The organism is Nocardioides sp. (assembly GCF_024509035.1).
Taxonomy (GTDB): domain Bacteria; phylum Actinomycetota; class Actinomycetes; order Propionibacteriales; family Nocardioidaceae; genus Nocardioides.
Genome location: NZ_JANINT010000164.1, coordinates 779 through 1,770 on the forward strand (window position 1 = coordinate 779; position 992 = coordinate 1,770).

Annotated in this window: 1 protein-coding gene; it reads right to left on the reverse strand. The window is 77.6% G+C overall.

Annotated features, from left to right (window positions below; genetic code table 11):
• Window positions 1-992 (reverse strand): hypothetical protein (locus tag Q0L15_RS12600; protein WP_296604789.1); only part of this gene is annotated, 992 nt, incomplete at both ends.

The window sequence follows — 992 nt, forward strand, 5'->3', positions numbered from 1 at the left end:
CTCGAGCACCAGGTCGGGTGAGGCGGCCCAGCCGCCCAGCGGCGGCAGGGCGGCGCGCAGCGGGACCATCTCGTTGAGGTTGAGCAGGGCCTGCACCTGCCGCCGGGTGACGACGGCCTCCTTGCCCAGCGCGTCCGAGACCTTGCCGGGGACGGCCTTGACCGACGACGCGACGCCGTCGAGGCGCTTGAGCTGACGATCGGCGCGCTTGCCGGTCGTGCGCGCGAGGTCGGCCGCACGCCGCTCGGCGTCCTTCGACTCGCGCTCGAGTCGTCGCTGCAGCTGGTCGAGGCGACCCTGGGCGGTCTGGTGGCCGCGGAGCACCAGCAGGGCCACGACCGCCAGGGCGAGCAGGACGACGCCCGCCGCCAGGCCGGTGGCCACGCCGTCGCGGCCGGCGATGATCCCGAGCACGAGCGCAGGGACCCCGAGCGTCAGCAGCACTCCGAGCGCGAGGATGAGCACCCCCGCTCGAGCGTTGGCGCCCGCGCCAGGCACGGTGCGGGCGAGGGCTGCGATCCGGCCGCGGAGGCCGGCGGGGGCCGCCGCGGGAGCACGGCGCCGGTCAGCGGCTGCCTTGCCGGGCTTGCCGGGCTTGCCGGGCATGCCGGGCCGCTGCTCGCGGACCCGGGCCAGCTCGTCGCGCAGCCGCTGGACCTGCTCGTCCTTGCGCGTGAGCTGCTGCAGGGCGGTGGTGCGCTCCCACTCGGCAGCGACCCGCTGCTGCTCGGCGACGCGCGCGTCGGGGGCGGTCGTGCCGGCGGTGAGCACGGCGTCGAGGACCCACGCCGCGTCGTGCACCGGAGCCGGAGCCCCGCCGAGCACCACGCAGGGGCGGTCGCGGAAGCGCCGGACCTCGCTCAGGGCGGGGGCTCCGGGGGCGCTCAACCGGTCGCGGAGGTGGTCGACGGCGGCGAGGTCCCACGGGATCTCGACCGCCACCTGCGGCGCGCTGCCGCCGGCGCGCTGGGCGAACGCCAGGGCGGCGTCGA